Source organism: Mumia sp. ZJ1417 (assembly GCF_014127285.1).
In the GTDB taxonomy this organism is placed as follows: domain Bacteria; phylum Actinomycetota; class Actinomycetes; order Propionibacteriales; family Nocardioidaceae; genus Mumia.
The window spans coordinates 2,169,803-2,187,084 of record NZ_CP059901.1 but is presented as its reverse complement, the minus strand read 5'-3'; the positions used below and the strand labels follow the sequence as shown (position 1 = coordinate 2,187,084).

Below are 17,282 nucleotides of genomic sequence, written 5' to 3'. Positions count from 1 at the left end.
GTCAGGCGAGGGCGTCCGCCGCCTCGACCTCCTCGCGGGTGATGCCGAGGAGGAAGACGATCGCGTCGAGGTACGGGACGGACAACGAGGTGTCAGCGGCATCCCGTACGGCGGGCTTGGCGTTGAACGCGATCCCGAGCCCTGCGGCCTCGAGCATGTCGAGGTCGTTGGCGCCGTCGCCGATCGCGACCGTGTTGGCGAGCGAGATGCCGGCGGCGTCGGCGAACCGGCGCAGCGCCGCTGCCTTGCCCGCGCGGTCGACCACGGGCCCCGTGACGCGGCCCGTCAGCTTCCCGTCGGCCACCTCCAGCGTGTTGGCCGCCCAGTAGTCGATGCCGAGGTCGGCGGCGAGCTTGTCGATGATCTGCGTGAAGCCACCGGAGACCAGCGCAAAGCGGTAGCCGAGCCGCTTGAGCGTCCGGATCATCGTGCGGGCGCCGGGCGCGAGCTGGATCGCCCCGTACACCTGGTCGAGCGCGCTGGCGTCGACTCCTCCGAGGAGTGCGACCCGCTGCGCGAGCGAGTCCGCGAAGTCGAGCTCGCCGCGCATCGCCGCCGCGGTCACCTCGGCGACCTCCGCCTCGTACCCGGCGTGCGCGGCGATCATCTCGATCACCTCGCCCTGGATGAGCGTGGAGTCGACGTCCATGACGACCAGCCGCTGGGCGTGCTGGTGGATGCCGAGCGGCTGCACGGCGACGTCGACGTTCTGGCGCGCCGCCTCGAGGGCCAGCGCGCGCCGGAGCGCCTCGGGCTCGGCGCCGGAGACGTCGAGGTCGATCGCGGTCACGGGGTAGCGCGCCATCCGGACGATCCGGTCGATGTTGCCGCCGGCGGCAGCGACCTGTGCGGTGACCGCGGCGAACGCCGCCGGCAGGAGGGGGGCGCCGAGGACGGTGACGTGGCTGCGCCCGCGCCGGCGGCCCCGGTTGTCGCCCTGCCCGTACGCGAGGTCGAGCTCCATCCCGAGCTCGTCGGCCACGGCGGAGAGCGTCCGCTCGAACCCCGCGCGGTCGAGCGGGGCCGTGAGCAGCACCGCGAGGACGAGGCGTCCGCGTAGCACGATCTGCTCGACGTCGATCACCTCGACGTCATACGTCGCGAACGCCTCGAACAGCCGCGCGGTCACACCGGCGTGGTCACGCCCCAGCAGTGTCACGGAGACGGTGGGGCCGTCGAGCGGTGCGGTCGGGGTGGTGACGGGCTCGTTCACGGCTCCGAGGTTATCGGGGCCGACCGGCGTTGCAGGCGGCGACCAGCGCGTGCCGTGCCGTTCGGGCGAGGCTGCGCAGGTGCGTACCGCGGGCGTCGACCTCCCACGCGGTGACGGCCCCGGACTCGGTCGCGGTCGCGAGGTCGGCGATGGCCAGGCAACGCTGGGCGGTGGCCGCGAGCTCCTCGGCACGTGGTGCGTAGCCCGGCGCGAGGAGCGGCTCGGTGGTGCCGCGGATACCTGAGAGCGCCTCGCGGACCTCCGGCTGCCAGCGAGCGACATCGAGGTCGAGGAGCTCGTCGGCGGTGACGGCCAGCTCGGTCCGGAGGTCGCGCGACGCTTCGGCGAGCCCTGTGCCGTGGGGGGCGGGGTTGGCCTCGTACCGGTGCCAGAAGACCCCGCTCCCGATCACCTCCGGAACGAGCCCGATGCCCGTGCCGTCGACCATCACCGCCTCGCCTGCGTCGGTCGCCGCGGCCGTGAACGCCGCCGGCCCCGCGAGACCGTACGGGTCGCCGGGCTCGGGGAGGGCGAGGCTCGCCCCGGTCGCTCCGGCGCGGCGCAGCGCACCCCAGGCGAGCAGGAGCGGCTCGGGTGGCGGAGGGTCGGCGGGCGCGCCGCTGGGCGTGCCGAGGACATGGTGCGCCGCGTCGTCTGCGCGGACGGCGTCGACGGCGGTCTCGAGCGGTGCGGCACCCGCGAGCCAGGCGTTGAACCAGCAGACCCAGCGTGCGGAACGGGACAACGTGGGCACGACGACGAGCCTAGGACGTCGAGGGACAACCCGCGTCAGGCGGTCGCCCTTTGGGTGCCGTAGGTTGGGGGCGCCCACCCCAACGTGCAGGAGTAGTGCATGGCGCCCGTGCTCGAGCTCGCCGACGTCACCGTACGACGCGGCACCCACACTTTGCTCGACGACGTCAGCTGGACCGTGAGCGAGGGAGAACGCTGGGTCCTCCTCGGACCCAACGGCGCTGGCAAGACCACGTTGATGCAGCTCGCGTCGACCCAGATGCATCCGAGCGAGGGGACGGTGACCGTCCTCGGGGAGATCCTCGGCGCGGTCGACGTCTTCGAGCTGCGGCCGCGCATCGGCTACACGAGCGCCGCCGTCGCCGAGCGCATCCCCAAGTCCGAGCGGGTCCTCGACGTCGTTATCACCGCTTCGTACGGGGTGACAGGCCGCTGGCGCGAGGAGTACGAGGAGTTCGACGAGGCGCGCGCACTGCTGATCCTGCGGCTGATGGGGGTCGAGCGACTCGTCGACCGGACCTTCGGCACGCTCAGCGAGGGCGAGCGCAAGCGCGTCCTGATCTCGCGCGCGCTGATGACCGATCCTGAGCTGCTGCTCCTCGACGAGCCGGCCGCGGGTCTCGACCTCGGTGGCCGCGAGGATCTCGTCTCCAACCTCGGCAAGCTCGCGCGTGACCCCGAGGCGCCGGTGCTCGTGCTGGTCTCGCACCACGTGGAGGAGGTCCCCCCGGGCTTCACCCACGTGCTGATGCTGCGTGACGGCAAGGTCACCGCCAAGGGGGCGATCGCCGAGACCCTCACCGCCCAGAACCTCGCGATCACGTTCCACATGCCGCTGATCCTCGAGGAGCGCGACGGTCGTTACGCGGCACGTCGCGCGCCACGCTGACCTCGTACGCCCCTCGCGTCCCCTAGAGTCGCCGTCATGAACGGCTTCTGGGAGTGGCTCGGGGACAACGCCTGGGCGGGCTGGCTCGGGCTAGGGCTGCTGCTCGCGACCGCTGAGCTGCTGAGCCTCGACCTCGTGCTCCTCATGCTCGCGGTCGGTGCGTTCGCCGGTGCGGGCACGGCGGCGCTGGGAGCATCGGTGGCGGTGAGCGCGGTCATCGCGATCGCGGTCTCGCTCGCGATGCTGCTGCTCGCGCGTCCGTCGATGGTCAAACGGCTGCACACCGGCCCGGACCTCAAGACCGGGACGAAGGCGCTTGTCGGCGCGTCCGGGGTCGCGCTGAGCACCGTCGACGCGACGCAGGGGCAGGTCAAGCTCGGGGGAGAGACGTGGTCGGCGCGTGCGTTCGACCCAGGCGTGACGATCGAGGAAGGCACCCGCGTCGCGGTGTTCGAGATCGACGGCGCGACCGCGGTGGTGTACCCGGAGGAGTGACCCGGGAGCGGGTTCGGGAATGGGCGGGTCGTGCGCTAGTGTCCGGGGCATCGTCTCCGAAGCTCGAGGAGCCCCATGGCCGTCCTGATCATCCTGGTCCTTCTCGCGATCGCCGTCGTCGTCGTCCTCGCCAAGTCGATCCAGATCGTCCCGCAGGCACGTGCGGGGATCGTCGAGCGCTTCGGCAAGTACAAGACGACGCTCAACGCGGGCCTCAACGTCATCACCCCGTTCGTCGACAAGGTCTCGTTCAAGATCGACCTCCGCGAGCAGGTCGTGTCGTTCCCGCCGCAGCCGGTGATCACCGAGGACAACCTGGTCGTCTCGATCGACACCGTCATCTACTTCCAGGTGACCAACCCGATCGCCGCCACGTACGAGATCTCCAACTACATCCAGGCGATCGAGCAGCTGACGATGACGACGCTGCGCAACATCATCGGCGGCATGACGCTCGAGCAGACGCTCACCAGCCGCGACGAGATCAACACCAAGCTGCGCGGGGTGCTCGACGAGGCCACCGGCAAGTGGGGCATCCGCGTCAACCGTGTCGAGCTCAAGGGTGTCGACCCGCCGCCGTCCATCAAGGACTCGATGGAGAAGCAGATGCGCGCCGACCGCGACAAGCGCGCCGCGATCCTTCAGGCCGAGGGCAGCCGTCAGGCCGCGATCCTCACCGCCGAGGGCGAGAAGCAGTCGCAGATCCTTCGGGCCGAGGGTGACCGCGAGGCCCAGATCCTCAGCGCCCAGGCCAAGCGCGAGTCGCAGATCCTCACCGCGCAGGGCGAGGCGCAGGCGATCTCGACCGTCTTCCAGGCGATCCACGACGGCCAGCCCGACCAGTCGCTGCTGGCCTACCAATACCTTCAGATGCTCCCCGAGATCGCCCAGGGCGACGCCAACAAGCTCTGGATCATCCCGAGCGAGGTCGGCGACGCCCTCAAGGGCCTCGGCGCCGCGGTCGGCCAGATCCCGGCGATGTCCGAGGGTCCGCGCAGGCGTGTCTCGTACGACGAGGCGCCGGCGGCCGAGATCGTGGAGCCCGATCTGAGTGCGGCGCACCGCGCGGTGGACGAGGCGCTGGAGGCCGCCAAGGCGGCCGCGACCCCCGAGGTCCAGCGCGCGGTGCCGCCGGCTCAGGAGCAGCGCGCCGGCGAGGAGCCCGTCGAGGCGTGGGAGGACGACACCACCGAGATCTGGGAAGAGCCCCCGGGCTCACAGGGCTGACGCCCGACCCGTTCGAGATCGGGTGGCAGCGCAGTGGCGCTGCCGCCAGATCGGGCGCACACTGAGGAAAAGGTCAGAACAGCCCCTCCTCAGGAGGTCGCCATGCGGTCTAGCAGCGTCCCCGAGCTCGTCCCTGTGCTCTCACCGGGCAAGCACCGGAACCCCCGCAAGGGGGCATGCTTCATGGAGTTCGCGTCGTATCTCGCCGGCGAGAAGTGGAGCGACCAGCCGGCGTGTACGCACCCCCTGCTGGCCGGGCTCGCTCGCCTGGTCAACGACAACGTCACCGACGACACCCGCGTCACGATGGTGGAGCTCGTGCCACGCGTCGTCGGTCTCAACAGTCCCGATCCGCGCCTCCACGCCGCGATCTGCATCCGCGCGGCCACGATCGCGCTCCCGCTGTCGCCCCGTGCCCATCAGCGGGCGCTGGCCGTCGGGCTCCTCGCCTGCGAGCGCTACCTGGAGGAGACGGAGACGTCGCTTCCCGAGGAGTTCGCGCCGCTGATCGGCGAGGCTTTCGCGCAGGCGCCCAGCGCCGAGCAGTGGGCGCGAGGCTTCCGCCGGGGCCTGACGACGCACCCGAAGCACTTCGCCCGTCGCGCGGCTCCCCGGATCGTGCTCAACAGCGTCGATGGCGTCGTACGCTCGGTCAGCACCGACTCCGACTCCGTGCTGCGCCGGATGCTCGCCGAGGCCATCGCCGACTGCGAGCGTCTGATCAGTGCTGATACGTCCCGAGAAGTGTCGCCCGTGCCAGCGTCTTGAACGCGAGGTTGAACGAGACCACGGCGGGCGTCGCGTTCTCGTCGACGCCCAGCTGCTCCTGACCGACCGCATGCACGACGAAGTAGTAGCGGTGCGGCCGGTCGCCCTCGGGCGGCGCCGCCCCCGCGAAGTCTGCCGTGCCGAAGTCGTTGCGGACGTGGAACGCTCCTGCCGGCACGATGCCGCCGGAGCCGGCGCCCGACTCGAGTGAGCGGATGTGCCCGGGGACGTCGACGAGGACCCAGTGCCAGAAACCCGACGGGGTGGGTGCGTCCGGGTCGAAACAGGTGACGACGAAGCTCTTCGTGGTGTCGGGGAATCCTTCCCACGACAGCTGGGGAGACCGGTTGCCGGCCGAGTACACCTGCGCCTCGTTCAGCGCGTCGCCGTCGCTCAGCTCCGTACTCGTGAGGGTGAAGGACGGGACCGAAGGGAGGAAGTCGTACGGGTTCGGTGTCACCGGACGGTCGAGGCTCATCGCATCTCCTTGGGTCGTGCGGGCTTGTCCGCCGACGCTATCGGGTGAGGCGCCTCGATAACATCGGGGAGTGAACCACGGACCCGGACTCACCCATCCGCCGTACCCCTCAGGCCTCGTTCTCGCGGGGCGCCGTGTCGTCATCGTCGGCGGGGGGCACGTCGCGGCGCGCCGGCTGCCGGCGTTCCTCGAGGCGGGTGCCGCGCTGACCGTGGTGTCGCCCGAGGTGGACCCGCTCATCCGCGAGGCCGCCGACCGCGGCGACGTCGCGCTCGTGGAGCGCGCGTACGAGCCGGGCGACCTGGCGGGAGCCTGGTACGCGATGGCGTCGACGGACCGGCCCGCGGTCAATGCCGCCGTGCTGGAGGAGGCCGACGCCGCCCGCGTGTTCTGCGTCCGTGCCGACGATGCCCCGTTGGGGACGGCATGGACGCCTGCGGTCGGGCACGTCGACGAGACGACGGTCGCCGTCCTGTCCAACCGCGACCCCGCCCGTTCGGCGCGGACCCGAGACCGGCTCGTCGCCGCACTGCGTGACGAAAACGATGGCTGACATCGTCGAGGTCGCCGACCCGTCCGACCCGAGGCTGCGCGACTACGTGGACCTGCGCGACGTGCAGCTGCGCAAGCTCCTGGAGTCCGAGCGCGGCGTGTTCATCGCCGAGGGCGAGAAGGTCGTCCGCCGTGCGCTCGAGTCGGGGCACCAGGCACGGTCGTTCCTCATGGCGCCGCGCTGGCTGGAGACCCTGTCCGACGTGCTCGAGACGGCCGACGCCCCGGTGTACGTGATGAGCGAGAAGGCGATCGAGGGGGTGACCGGCTTCCATGTGCACCGCGGTGCGCTGGCGAGCCTCGACAGGCGCCCGGTCGCGTCGGTGGAGGAGGTGCTCGCCGGGGCGCGCCGCGTCGTCGTGGCCGAGGACCTCGTCGACCACACGAACATCGGGGCCGTCTTCCGCAGCGCGGCTGCGCTCGGCTTCGACGCCGTGGTCCTCTCGCCGCGCTGCGCCGACCCGCTCTATCGGCGGGCGATCAAGGTCTCGATGGGGTCGGTGTTCTGGCTTCCGTACGCGCGGGTCGACGACTGGTACGGCTTTCCGACGCTGCTGCGCGAGCACGGGTGGACGAGCCTGGCGATGACGCTGGCCGACGATGCCCGCGACCTGCGGGAGGTGGCCGCGGCTGGAGCGGGGGACAAGATCGCGCTGATGGTCGGCTCGGAGGGCGACGGCCTGTCACCGCACTGGACCCGCAGCGCGGACGTGCGCGTGACCGTCCCGATGGCGGCCGGGATCGACTCGCTCAACGTCGCCGCGGCGACCGCCGTCGCCTGCTGGGCGCTGGGCCCGTCGGGCGACTAGGGGGCTCGATCCGCCAGCGGGGGACGGGCGTCAGAGGTCGTGCGCGCTGCTCACCCGGGCCACGGCGGGCCACGCGGCCGGGTAGTCCTCGGCGATCGCCTCGGCCTGCTTGTAGAGCTTCTTGCGGGCCCGCGACGGCACCCGGTCTCCGAAGACGGTGCCCATGAGGTGGTCGGTTTCGTGCTGCAGGCAGCGTGCGAGCGTGCCGCCCTCGCCGACGTACGTCACGGGAGCACCGGTGTGGTCGGTGCCGTCGACCTGCGACCAGTCGGGACGCGCGCAGTAGGTGTAGGCGCCCGGCAGTGACAGGCAGCCCTCTTCGCTGTCGTCGAGGTTGCGGTCACCCGTCTCGGGGAGGGTCAGCACCGGGTTGCAGACCACGCCGACGACGCGCTTGCCGGCCCCGTCGGTGCAGTCGAACACGAAGACCTGGAGGTCCACCCCGATCTGGTTGGCGGCCAGGCCTGCGCCCTCGGCCGCGTACATCGTGGCGAACATGTCCGCGACGAGCGTCTCGAGGGCCTCGTCGTACTCCGTCACCGGCTGCAGCTTGTGGTGCATCACGGGCTCACCCCACCGGGTGATCGGGCGTACGGTGCCACCGGAGGGCAAGGTCACGGACAACGGGGGCTCCTTCACGGCGTTCGACGGCCTGGGGGCACTGACCTGGGAAGGGTATCCGACCCTACGGAGCAGGGTGTCCGCCCACCTTCCCCACCATGTCACTCAGGTGATGTGACATCGCAATGGTCACGTTCTCGCGTCGATGGTGGGCCGAGGTGCGCAAGCGTGCAACTCGCAGTTACAGTAGGGGTACGTCCTACCCTTATGACCCACCAGGAGACGCTGTGACAGCGCACTCGACGCGCCGAGACCCGATGAGCAAGGGGCTCGCCGTCCTCAACCGGATCGCCTCACTTCCCGTCCTCGACCGGCTCAACCTCCGGGGACCGTCAGAGCAGGTGGTCTACCACGGTGCGCGCGTCGGCTTCCGTACGGCGGCCGCCGTCAGCCGCGGGTTCACCCGGGCTCCCGGCAAGGGCGCCCCGGTACGCCCTACGGCGGCGCAGGGGAGCGGCGTCTTCGACCTGACGCCCACCGAGGACCAGCAGATGATGGTCGGCCTGGTCGACCAGTTCGCGCGCGAGGTGGTCCGGCCGTCGGTCGAGAAGGCCGAGGCCGCCAACGAGACCCCGAGCGACGTCACCGCCCACGCGAGCGAGCTCGGCCTCACCCTCATGGGACTCCCCGAGGACCTCGGCGGCCTGGCCGCCGAGCGCTCCGCGACGACCGGCGCCCTCGTCGCCGAGGCGCTGGGCAAGGGCGACATGGGCATCGGCGCCTCGCTGCTGGCGCCAGGCGCCGTGGCCACCGCGATCGGCCTGTGGGGCGACTCCGCGCAGCAGGCGACGTACATTCCGGCCTTCACCGGTGCCGACGTCCCGGCCGCCGCGCTCGCGGTCGCCGAGCCGTGCGCGCTGTTCGACCCGATGACGCTGCGCACCACCGCCCGCAAGGTGCCGGGCGGTTTCGTGCTCGATGGCGTGAAGTCGGGAGTCATCCGTGGCGCCGCCGCCGAGCTGTTCGTGGTCGCCGCGCGGCTCGACGACGGCCGGCACGGCCTGTTCGTCCTCGAGTCCAGCACACCCGGCCTGGTCATCGAGACGGATCCGTCGATGGGGCTTCGCGCCGCGTCGCTGTCACGTCTCGTGCTGGACGGAGTCGCGGTCGGTCCGGAGGCTCTGCTCGCGGAGAGCGTCGACGGCTACGCCGACTCGGTGCGCCTCGCCCGTATCGCCTGGAGCGGTCTGGCCCTCGGCACGATGCGTGCGGTCCTGGACTACGTCACCCCGTACGTCAAGGAGCGCAAGGCCTTCGGTGAGCCCGTCGCGCACCGTCAGGGCGTCGCCTTCATGGTCGCCGACATGGCGATCGAGCTCGAGGGTGCGCGGTTGACGACGCTGCGCGCTGCCTCGCGCGCCGATCTCGGCAAGCCCTTCGCCCGCGAGGCCGCGCTCTCGCGACGCCTCTGCGCGGAGTACGGCATGAAGATCGGCACCGATGGCGTCCAGCTCCTCGGTGGGCACGGGTTCACCAAGGAGCACCCGGTCGAGCGCTGGTACAGGGACCTGCGGGCCGTCGGCGTGATGGAGGGCGGCCTCCTCGTCTGAGGAGACCGCAGAACAGGAAGAACAGCAGATGATCAATCTCGAGACGCCGAAGAAGTTCCGTACCTTCGTGGAGCAGGCCCACCGGGTCGCGACGGAGTTCCTTCGTGCCAACTCGCGCAAGTACGACCTCGCCGAGCACGCGTACCCCAAGGAGCTCGACATCCTCGCGGCGATCGTCGACGGCATGGGTGACTCCGGAGCGGGACAGGGGGCCGGCGCCACAGGGGTGCGCCGATCCAGCGACAAGGGCGAGGGCGTCCGCAACGGATCCAACATGTCGTCCGTGCTGTCGGTGGCCGAGACCTGCTGGGGCGACGTGGGCCTGACGCTGTCGATGCCGCGACAGGGTCTCGGCAACTCCGCGATCGCTTCGGTCGCGACCGATGAGCAGCTCGAGCGCTTCAAGGGCATGTGGGCGTCGATGGCGATCACCGAGCCCGGCTGCGGCTCCGACTCCGCGGCGATCACGACCACGGCCGTCAAGGATGGCGACGCGTACATCCTGAACGGCGAGAAGATCTTCGTGACGTCGGGCGAGCGGAGCGACGCCGTCGTGGTGTGGGCGACGCTCGACAAGACGCTCGGCCGGGCGGCGATCAAGTCGTTCGTGGTCCCGAAGTCGCTGCCCGGCATCACTGTCGAGCGGCTCGAGCACAAGCTCGGCATCAAGGCGTCCGACACGGCGACGATCGTGCTCGCCAACTGCCGGGTGCCCGCCGAGAACCTTCTCGGCGACCCGGAGGTCAACGTCGACAAGGGGTTCGCGGGGGTCATGCAGACCTTCGACAACACGCGCCCGCTCGTCGCGGCGATGGCGGTGGGCTGCGCACGCGCGGCACTCGACCGTACGCGCGAGATCCTCGAGGACGCCGGTGTCGTCGTCGACTACGACCGGCCGGCGCTGACGCAGTCGGCGGCCGCCGCCACGTTCTTGCGGATGGAGGCCGACTGGGAGGCCGCCCACCTCCTGACGCTCGAGGCGGCGTGGATGGCGGACAACCGCATGCCCAACTCGCTCGAGGCCTCGATGGCCAAGGCGAAGGCCGGCCGTGTCGGCAACCAGATCACGCTGACGTGCGTCGAACTGGTCGGCACGCTCGGCTACGGCGAGGACGAGCTCCTCGAGAAGTGGGCGCGCGACTCCAAGATCCTCGACATCTTCGAGGGCACCCAGCAGATCCAGCAGCTCATCGTCGCGCGCCGCGTGCTCGGCCTCAGCTCGGCCGAGCTGCGGTAGGCGCTCCTCGAACGCCCCCAGCCCCGGCCGTATCCCCCGCGCCGGGGCTGGGGTGCGCCCGGAGTCGTGCAGATCGGCCGGGGTCGTGACATCGGCGATCTGATCGGCTCCTTCCTGGCTAGTCTTGCCTTGACCGCGAGGGCGGCCCGCGTCGGACCGCCGTGGGTGCCCCTCCCGCATCGAACCGGAGCTGTCGCCATGACCACGCCCTCCCAGGTGCCGTTCGACCTGACGCACGACGTCGAGTACGAGGTGACCAGGCTGCTGCGCCGCTCCCGCTTGCGTGGCCTCGGGACGATCGCGCAGATCCACCCTGAGCTCGACTTCGCCTCATACATGCTGCTCGTCGCGATCACCGACACCCGCTCGCCTGTCGCAGGGGGCATCCGCGGCTCCGACCTCGCTGACGCGGTCGGCGTGCACAAGTCGACCGTCAGTCGCGGCATCGCCCAGCTCGAGCGGCTCGGTCTCGTGGAGCGCGTGCCCGACCCGACGGACGGACGTGCCCGTCTCATCTCGCTGACGCCGGTCGCCGCGGAGCGGATCGCCGCCGTGCAGGCCGCACGCCGCGCGACGCTCGCCCGGGCCATCGAGGACTGGGACGAGCACGACCTCGATGTGCTCGCCGGGCTCCTCGGCCGCCTCAACACCGCGCTGGAGCGACCTGCCGACTGAGATGGGAGGCTAGGAGCATGAGCAATCTCGAGAAGCCAGTCATCGAGTTCCCCGAGGGCGACGAGCCCGAGGACCTCGACATCCTCGACATCGCCGTGGGCACCGGAGCCGAGGCGAAGCCCGGCGACTACGTGACGGTGCACTACGTCGGTGTGAAGTTCCGTGACGGTGCCGAGTTCGACGCCTCGTGGAACCGTGGCGAGTCCATCCGTTTCCCGCTGCAGGGCCTCATCCAGGGCTGGCAGGAGGGGATCCCCGGCATGAAGGTCGGCGGACGGCGCCAGCTGACGATCCCGCCGCACAAGGCGTACGGGCCCGCCGGTGGCGGCCACCCGCTGTCCGGTGAGCCGCTGATCTTCGTCATCGACCTGCTCGGCGTCGGCTGAGCCGCGTCGACAGACCTGGTCGGGCGTCCGCGCGGCGCCCGATCAGGACCACGGCGTGACCGGCCGTTCCTGCGGCTCACCGTCGACGACGCGGTCGACGCGCTCGCCGAAGAACGCCAGCATCCCCGCGACGGGGAGCACGTCGTGGCGTGGGTCGCGGTACGTCCACGCGATGTTGCGGTGGCGCGAGCCGCTGCCCTCGTACGACCAGTACGACGCCGTGCCCTTAAAGGCGCAGACCGACGTGCGGTCGGACGGGACGAGCCGGTCGCGACGGACGTCTTCCCACGGCAGCTAGTAGCGGACGGGCAGCCAGGTCTCGAGCAGCATCACCGACCTCCGGCTGTCGGCGAGCACGTCGCCGTCGAGCGAGATCTCGACGTGGCGACCGCTGCTGAGACAGTCGATGCGCGAGAAGGGGTCGTGAGGATGCCCGACCATCTCGTGCTCCTCCTCGAGCCACGTGTCGAACGCGTCCCAGTCGAGCACGACGTAGGCCTTCAGGTCCGTCATGGTCGTGGTGATCGCCTCACGCATCCAGGTGGCCATCCTCCAGTGTGCGCCCGTGTGGCGGCGGGGGGCGCAGAAGATGCGGACCTCGCCGGTACGGTAGAGGTGATGAGCACCTTCTCGGGACGTTCTGCGCGACGTGCTGCGTTGTCTGCGGGCAGCGCGCTCGTTGTGCTGCTCGCGGTCTCGGCCTGCTCCGGAGGGGGCGACGAGCCCGCGCCTGCGGCAGAGACGTCCGCACCCGCCACGTTGAGCAGCCTCGGCGCGCTCGACGGCCTCACGATGATCGACACGTCGTGGGAGAGCTTCCGTACGGCGAAGGTCACCGCAGTCACCGGCCGACCTGACACGCGCGCGGTCGACGTTACCTACGAGGCGAGCGACGCCACCTGCGAGAAGTTCGCCGGATTCGCCGAGGACCGTACCGACGACGAGCTCCAGGTGACGATCGTCATCGGCCGGGACGACGGCTGCGAGCCCGGTGCGCCGGTGGCGGCGACGACGTCGCTCCCGCTCACGGAGCCTCTCGGGACCGTGAAGCCGGTGGCCTCGCCGTACTCCGTGGAGCCGATCGAGATCGGCTAGGTTCCCCTCACGCCGTGCGATGAGTTTGCGCTCCGCCATCGGTCATGCCTGTGTCCCGCAGTCTGCTGAGAGGAACCCCTTGATGTCGCGACCCCGCCTGCTCTATTCGATGAATGTCTCGGTGGACGGCTTCATCACCGACCGCGCCGGCGAACCCGGCTGGGCGGCCCCGGTCGACGAGGTGTTCCTCTTCCACCTCGAGCAGGTCCGCGAGCTCGGCGCCTACCTGCTGGGCCGCAGGTTGTACGAGTCGATGGTGGTGTGGGAGACCGACCCGGCGATGCGCGCCACCGAGTCCATGGCAGCTTTCTCCGACGCCTGGTCCGCCCTCCCGAAGGTCGTCTTCAGCCGTACGCTCGACCGCGTTGAGGGCAACGCCCGGCTCGCCAAGGGGTCGGTGGCCGAGGAGGTCACCGCGGCGCTGGCCGCGACCGACAAGAACGTCTCGATCGGTGGTGCGGATCTGGCCGCGCAGGCGATCGAGCTCGGACTCCTGGATGAGCTGCGCATCGTCCGCCACCCGGTCGTCGTCGGGGGCGGCACGCCATACCTGCTGCCGGTCACCGAGATCGTGCCGCTGGAGCTGCTCGAGACCCGGACGTTCGGCGCGCAGGTCGTCTACGAGCGCTACGGGCGGGTCGACGACTGACGGCGCGGCCGACGCTCAGCCCGAGATCGCGTCGATGAGCTTCGTGACGCGCTTGGCTGAGACCGTCGTCGCGGTGCGCAGGCGCTGCGCGAACAGGCTCACGCGCAGCTCCTCCAGCGCCCACCGCGCCGCGAGGACCGCGTCGGACTGCCGCTCGATGTCGGGCAGCGTCTCGACGACCTCGTAGAAGCGGGCCTCCAGTTCCTGCACGGTGTGCCGCTTGTCGATCTCGCTGCGGTCGTCCGCGTGCTGCAGCCGGAAGGCGGCAGCACGCACGTAGCGGGGGAGGTGGCGCAGCTGCTCGAGGCCGGTGTCCGGCACGAACCCGTCGTAGACCAGCCACGACATCTGCACCTCGATGTCCTTCACGATCTCCGGCTTGGCCGTACGGAACTGGTCGAGGTCGCCGCGCAGCGATCCGAGGTCGGCGATCGTGCGCTCGACCTCGCGCGCGACTGCGAGCGTCTGGGCGTACCCCTCTGAGCGCACCTGCTCGCGCAGCAGCGCGAAGGTCTCGCCGTCGCGGACCACCGCACGCCCGGTGACGGCGTCGATGCCGGCCAGGACGCAGTCGGCCATGAGCAACGACGTCGACCGGTACGGGGCACCGGCCAGGACGAGCAGCGCGCGGGTGCCGAGGTCCTTCGAGACCTGCGCGGCGGGGGAGCTGGTGTTGAGCGCCAGCAGCCGGCGTACGCCCGCTCGCATCGCGATCTCGGCGTGCTGGGCGGACGCGAACACGCGGAGGTCGACGTGGGTGACGCGGTCGACGAGGGCCGGGTAGGCCGTGACCTCGTGGCCGCGGCTGGTCGACGTGACCTCCGAGGGGATGGTGCCGAGGTCCCAGTTGAGGATGCCGTCGCGCTCGATGCTGCTCGACGCGGCGGCGATCGTGGCGCCGAGCCTGGGCCGCAGCTCCTTGCGGAGACTGTCGAGGTCCTTGCCGCGGGCGACCTCGGCCTCCCCGTCGAGCACGCGGAAGGTCACACGCAGGTGCTGGGGCAGCGCCGCAAGGTCGAAGGTCTCCGGCTTCACGTGGTCACCGGTCAGCGCCCGGATGCCGGCCGACATCGCCTCGGCGACCGGCAGCGACGTGTCGAGAGGCAGCGCCATCAGACGGCGCGCGACGTCCGGCGCCGGCACGAGCTGACGTCGGACCTGTTTGGGCAGCCCGCGCAGCAGGGCCGTGACGAGCTCTTGGCGATAGCCCGGGACACCCCAGAGGAAGGAGGTCTCGTCGAGGTCGGCAAGGCGTTCCAGCGGCACGTCGACGGTCACCCCGTCGATCTCGCTGTCGGGCTCGAACGCGTACGACAGCGGCAGCGCGAGGCCGGCCGACTCCCACGTCGTCGGATAGGCGTCGAGCGCGACCGCGTCGGCATCGTCTCGTACGAGGTCGTCCGGGGTCAGGTCGAGCAGGTCGGGCTGGCGACGGCGGGCCTGCTTCCACCACGAGTCGAAGTGGCGCACCGAGACGACGTCCGGCCCGACCCGCTCGTCGTAGAACGCGAACACGGCCTCGTCGTCCACCCGGATGTCGCGCCGGCGGACGCGGTCCTCGATGCCTTCGATCTCGGCGAGCACCTCGGCGTTGTGCGCCCAGAACGCATGGTGCGTGCTCCACTCGCCCTGCACGAGCGCGTGTCGGATGAACAGCTCACGTGCGATGGCGACGTCGACCTTCCCGTACGAGACGAGGCGGTCCGCGACCACGGGCACCCCGTACAGGGTGACGCGCTCGTGCGCCATGACGGCGCCGCGGCGTCGGGACCAGTGCGGCTCGGAGTACGACCGCTTGAGGAGGTGGGCACCCTCCTGCTCGATCCAGGCCGGCTCGACCTTCGCGACCGTACGGGCGAACAGGCGCGAGGTCTCGACGAGCTCGGCGGCGACGACCCACTGCGGTGGTTTCTTGGCGAGTCCGGAGCCGGGGAAGATCGCGAAGCGGGCGTTGCGCGCGCCGAGGAAGTCGCGGGTGTCACCCTCGCGCAGGCCGATGTGGGAGAGCAGCCCGGCCAGTGCGGCCTGGTGCACACGGTCGGGGTCGGCGGGCGTGCTGTTGAGGTCCAGGCCCATGTCACGGCACTGGTCGCGCAGCATCGCGTGGACGTCCTGCCACTCGCGGATGCGCAGGAAGTGCAGGTACTCGTCGCGCACCATCCGCCGGAACGCGTTGCCCGAGAGCTCGCGACGCTGCTCGCGGAGGTAGTTCCAGAGGTTGAGGTAGGCGAGGAAGTCCGATGTCGGGTCGGTGAAGCGGGCGTGCTTCGCGTCGGCCTGCTGCTGCGCCTCGAGCGGGCGCTCGCGCGGGTCCTGGATCGACAGCGCCGAGACGATGATGAGCATCTCGCGCAGCGCCCCGTACGACGACGCGGCGACGAGCATCCGGGCGAGGCGGGGGTCGAGCGGGAACGCGGCGATCCGGCGGCCAGTCTCGGTGAGCGACGAGCGCATGCCCCTTGCACCCTCGGTGAGCGCGCCGAGCTCCTCGAGGAGGCCCACGCCGTCGCGCACCGAGCGCTGGTCCGGCGGGTCGAGGAACGGAAACTCCTCGACGGGGCCGAGGTCGAGCGAGGCCATCTGGAGGAGCACGGCGGCGAGGTTCGTCCGGAGGATCTCCGGGTCGGTGAACTCGGGACGCCCCTCGTAGTCCTCCTCGGAGTAGAGACGGATGCAGATCCCGTCCGACGTACGGCCGCAGCGGCCGGCGCGCTGGTTGGCGCTGGCCTGCGAGACGGGCTCGATCGGGAGCCGCTGCACCTTGAGCCGCTGGCTGTAGCGGGAGATGCGAGCGGTGCCGGGGTCGACGACGTACCGGATCCCCGGCACGGTCAGCGAGGTCTCGGCGACGTTGGTGGCGAGGACGATCCGGCGACCGGTGTGCGGCTCGAAGACCTTGTGCTGCTCGGCCGCCGACAACCGGCCGTACAGGGGGAGGACTTCGGTGCGTCTCAGCTTGCGGTCGCGCAGCATGTCGGCGGCGTCGCGGATCTCGCGCTCGCCGGAGAGGAAGACCAGCACGTCGCCGTCGGACTCACGGCCGAGCTCGTCGACAGCGTCGCCGATCGCGCCGAGGACGTCGCCGTCCTCTCGCTCGGCGAGCGGGCGGTAGCGGACCTCGACCGGGTAGGTCCGCCCGCTGACCTCGATGATCGGGGCGGGGTTGCCGTCGGCATCCGCGAAGTGCGCGGCGAAGCGTTCCGGGTCGATGGTCGCCGAGGTGATGACGACCTTGAGGTCCGGGCGGCGGGGGAGGAGACGCTGGAGGTAGCCGAGGAGGAAGTCGATCGTGAGCGACCGCTCGTGCGCCTCGTCGACGATCACCGTGTCGTAGCGCAGGAGCAGCGGGTCGTCGTGGATCTCGGCCAGCAGGACGCCGTCGGTCATCACCCGGACGAGCGTGTCGCGGCTGGAGCGGTCGTCGAAGCGCACCGCGTAGCCGACCTGCTCGCCGAGGGTCGACTTCGTCTCCTCCGCGATGCGGGCGGCGACGCTGCGGGCGGCGATGCGACGCGGCTGCGTGTGGGCGATCGTGCCGCGGATGCCCCGCCCGAGGGAGAGCAGGATCTTGGGCAGCTGCGTCGTCTTGCCCGACCCGGTCTCGCCGGCGACCACGACGACCTGGTGCGCCGCGATCGCGTCGGCGATGTCGTCGCGGCGCTCGGTGACGGGCAGCTCGGCGGGATACTCCAGGACCGGCACCGACGCCGCACGGGAGGCGACGCGGCGCTCGGCGGCGTCGATCTCCTTCTCGAGCACGGCGAGCTCGTGGGCGCGGCGGCCGGCGTCGCGCTGGGACGCCGCACGGTCGAGGCGTCGCCTCAGCCGCCGCTCGTCGCGCAGCGTCACCTCGCGCAGCCGCGTGCGCAGCTCGCCGACGGTCAT

Annotated in this window: 19 protein-coding genes; 12 read left to right on the top strand and 7 right to left on the bottom strand. The window is 71.0% G+C overall.

The annotated features are described in order from the left end of the window. Window position 1 precedes the first annotated feature (1 nt). Window positions 2-1,213, bottom strand: a complete 1,212-nt coding sequence (gene serB, locus H4N58_RS10700; protein WP_167250870.1) for a phosphoserine phosphatase SerB — start codon at window positions 1,211-1,213, stop codon at window positions 2-4. Between the two features lie 10 nt (window positions 1,214-1,223). Beyond that, on the bottom strand, window positions 1,224-1,967 hold the full coding sequence (locus H4N58_RS10695; RefSeq protein ID WP_167250872.1) for a hypothetical protein: 744 nt from the start codon (window positions 1,965-1,967) through the stop codon (window positions 1,224-1,226). Between the two features lie 99 nt (window positions 1,968-2,066). Between H4N58_RS10695 and H4N58_RS10690 the strand changes: the two genes are divergently transcribed. From H4N58_RS10690 to H4N58_RS10675, 4 genes are all read left to right on the top strand, one after another. After that, on the top strand, window positions 2,067-2,855 hold the full coding sequence (locus H4N58_RS10690; RefSeq protein ID WP_167002902.1) for an ABC transporter ATP-binding protein: 789 nt from the start codon (window positions 2,067-2,069) through the stop codon (window positions 2,853-2,855). Between the two features lie 36 nt (window positions 2,856-2,891). After that, complete coding sequence (locus tag H4N58_RS10685; protein ID WP_167002900.1) at window positions 2,892-3,350, top strand: NfeD family protein; 459 nt, start codon at window positions 2,892-2,894, stop codon at window positions 3,348-3,350. 75 nt (window positions 3,351-3,425) lie between these two features. Then, window positions 3,426-4,577, top strand: a complete 1,152-nt coding sequence (locus H4N58_RS10680; RefSeq protein ID WP_167002898.1) for an SPFH domain-containing protein — start codon at window positions 3,426-3,428, stop codon at window positions 4,575-4,577. A 102-nt stretch (window positions 4,578-4,679) separates the two neighbouring features. Continuing rightward, window positions 4,680-5,345, top strand: a complete 666-nt coding sequence (locus H4N58_RS10675; protein WP_167002896.1) for a hypothetical protein — start codon at window positions 4,680-4,682, stop codon at window positions 5,343-5,345. Here H4N58_RS10675 and H4N58_RS10670 read toward each other — a convergent pair. Further along, window positions 5,299-5,823, bottom strand: a complete 525-nt coding sequence (locus H4N58_RS10670; RefSeq protein WP_167250874.1) for a YbhB/YbcL family Raf kinase inhibitor-like protein — start codon at window positions 5,821-5,823, stop codon at window positions 5,299-5,301. The two genes, H4N58_RS10675 and H4N58_RS10670, sit on opposite strands and share 47 nt — an antisense overlap. Before the next feature lie 70 nt (window positions 5,824-5,893). Here H4N58_RS10670 and H4N58_RS10665 point away from each other — a divergent pair, with 70 nt between their 5' ends. Both H4N58_RS10665 and H4N58_RS10660 read left to right on the top strand, forming a co-directional pair. Beyond that, window positions 5,894-6,376 (top strand): bifunctional precorrin-2 dehydrogenase/sirohydrochlorin ferrochelatase, encoded by a 483-nt coding sequence (locus H4N58_RS10665; protein ID WP_167002892.1) that lies wholly within the window; start codon window positions 5,894-5,896, stop codon window positions 6,374-6,376. After that, window positions 6,369-7,184 carry an RNA methyltransferase gene (locus H4N58_RS10660; RefSeq protein WP_167002890.1) on the top strand — a complete coding sequence of 272 codons (816 nt, stop codon included), beginning with the start codon at window positions 6,369-6,371 and terminating at the stop codon, window positions 7,182-7,184. The genes H4N58_RS10665 and H4N58_RS10660 overlap by 8 nt, the downstream gene beginning before the upstream one ends. Window positions 7,185-7,214: 30 nt before the next feature. Here the strand turns inward: H4N58_RS10660 and def are convergent, their stop codons facing one another. Then, window positions 7,215-7,808 carry a peptide deformylase gene (def, locus tag H4N58_RS10655; protein ID WP_167002888.1) on the bottom strand — a complete coding sequence of 198 codons (594 nt, stop codon included), beginning with the start codon at window positions 7,806-7,808 and terminating at the stop codon, window positions 7,215-7,217. Between the two features lie 224 nt (window positions 7,809-8,032). Between def and H4N58_RS10650 the strand changes: the two genes are divergently transcribed. The 4 genes from H4N58_RS10650 to H4N58_RS10635 all read left to right on the top strand — a co-directional run bounded on the left by H4N58_RS10650 (window position 8,033) and on the right by H4N58_RS10635 (window position 11,653). Then, the gene (locus H4N58_RS10650) at window positions 8,033-9,355 is read left to right on the top strand and encodes an acyl-CoA dehydrogenase family protein (RefSeq protein WP_243845118.1); all 1,323 of its coding nucleotides are present in this window, start codon (window positions 8,033-8,035) and stop codon (window positions 9,353-9,355) included. Window positions 9,356-9,383: 28 nt separating this feature from the next. Further along, entirely contained in the window at window positions 9,384-10,592 is a 1,209-nt protein-coding gene (locus tag H4N58_RS10645) for an acyl-CoA dehydrogenase family protein (protein ID WP_167002886.1), read from the top strand. A 198-nt stretch (window positions 10,593-10,790) separates the two neighbouring features. Next, window positions 10,791-11,267 (top strand): MarR family winged helix-turn-helix transcriptional regulator, encoded by a 477-nt coding sequence (locus tag H4N58_RS10640; RefSeq protein ID WP_167002884.1) that lies wholly within the window; start codon window positions 10,791-10,793, stop codon window positions 11,265-11,267. A gap of 17 nt (window positions 11,268-11,284) precedes the next feature. Next, a complete protein-coding gene (locus tag H4N58_RS10635) occupies window positions 11,285-11,653 on the top strand; it encodes an FKBP-type peptidyl-prolyl cis-trans isomerase (protein WP_167002882.1) in 369 nt (122 codons plus the stop codon). A 42-nt stretch (window positions 11,654-11,695) separates the two neighbouring features. Here H4N58_RS10635 and H4N58_RS10630 read toward each other — a convergent pair whose 3' ends face one another. Both H4N58_RS10630 and H4N58_RS10625 read right to left on the bottom strand, forming a co-directional pair. Further along, window positions 11,696-11,947, bottom strand: a complete 252-nt coding sequence (locus tag H4N58_RS10630) for a DUF427 domain-containing protein (protein ID WP_167004780.1) — start codon at window positions 11,945-11,947, stop codon at window positions 11,696-11,698. Next, window positions 11,948-12,190 (bottom strand): hypothetical protein, encoded by a 243-nt coding sequence (locus H4N58_RS10625; RefSeq protein ID WP_167250876.1) that lies wholly within the window; start codon window positions 12,188-12,190, stop codon window positions 11,948-11,950. 81 nt (window positions 12,191-12,271) lie between these two features. Between H4N58_RS10625 and H4N58_RS10620 the strand changes: the two genes are divergently transcribed. After that, window positions 12,272-12,748 (top strand): hypothetical protein, encoded by a 477-nt coding sequence (locus H4N58_RS10620; protein ID WP_167002877.1) that lies wholly within the window; start codon window positions 12,272-12,274, stop codon window positions 12,746-12,748. An 82-nt stretch (window positions 12,749-12,830) separates the two neighbouring features. Beyond that, entirely contained in the window at window positions 12,831-13,397 is a 567-nt protein-coding gene (locus H4N58_RS10615) for a dihydrofolate reductase family protein (protein ID WP_167002875.1), read from the top strand. Window positions 13,398-13,412: 15 nt separating this feature from the next. Here the strand turns inward: H4N58_RS10615 and hrpA are convergent, their stop codons facing one another. Next, complete coding sequence (gene hrpA / locus H4N58_RS10610; RefSeq protein WP_167002873.1) at window positions 13,413-17,282, bottom strand: ATP-dependent RNA helicase HrpA; 3,870 nt, start codon at window positions 17,280-17,282, stop codon at window positions 13,413-13,415.